General features: G+C 63.5%; 1 protein-coding gene and 1 pseudogene. One reads left to right on the top strand and one right to left on the bottom strand.

Annotated elements, in window-relative coordinates:
• Positions 1–473, bottom strand: a pseudogene (locus BLQ28_RS33170) (hypothetical protein); the annotation flags it as partial.
• On the opposite strand from BLQ28_RS33170, the gene BLQ28_RS33165 reads away from it, so the two are divergent.
• The coding region (locus BLQ28_RS33165; RefSeq protein ID WP_218121962.1) for a hypothetical protein at positions 412–704 on the top strand (293 nt) is incomplete at its 3' end. The pseudogene BLQ28_RS33170 and the gene BLQ28_RS33165 overlap by 62 nt on opposite strands.

Below are 704 nucleotides of genomic sequence, written 5' to 3'. Positions count from 1 at the left end.
TTGGTCGCGCTCAGCGTGTTGATGGTGCCGTTCGATGCCGTCAGGTTGGTGGTGCTGACGTTGGTCGAGCTCAACGTGTTGATCGTGCCGTTGCTGGCCGTCAGGTTCGTCGCGCTGACGTTGGTGGCGCTCAGTGTGTTGATCGTGCCAGTGTTGGCCGTCAGGTTCGTCGCGCTGACGTTGGTCGAGCTCAACGTATTGATCGTGCCGTTGCTGGCCGTCACGTTGGTGGTGCTGACGTTGGTGGACGTGAGCGTGGAGATGCTGCCGGTATTCGACGTCAGGTTGGTCGTGACGACGCTGGTGGCATCGACGTTGGTCGCCTGCACATTGGTCGCGGTGACGCCGGTCGCCGCGATGTTGACCGACGTCAGCGACTGGATCGTGCCGTTGCCCGACGAGAGGTTGCCAGTGGTCACGTTGCCCGCGCTCACCGTGTTTGCGGTGATGCTGGTCGAACTCAGCGTGTTGATCGTGGCGTTGGCGGCAGTGATGCTGGTCGTGGCCAGGTTGTTGATCGTGCCGTTGGTGGCCGAGACGTTCGTGGCGCTGACGCTGCCTGCCGACACGGTACCTGCGGTGAGAGAGGTCGTGCTGATGCTGGTGGAGGTCAGGCTGCCGGCCGTGGCCGATGTCGCGCTCAGGCTGGTGGCAGTCACGCCGCCGGCGCTGACGGTGCCCGAAGTAATGCTGCTTGCAGACAC

Origin of the sequence: Variovorax sp. EL159 (assembly GCF_900100965.1) — a bacterium.
GTDB lineage: Bacteria > Pseudomonadota > Gammaproteobacteria > Burkholderiales > Burkholderiaceae_C > Variovorax.
This window is presented reverse-complemented; position numbering and strand designations above follow the sequence as displayed.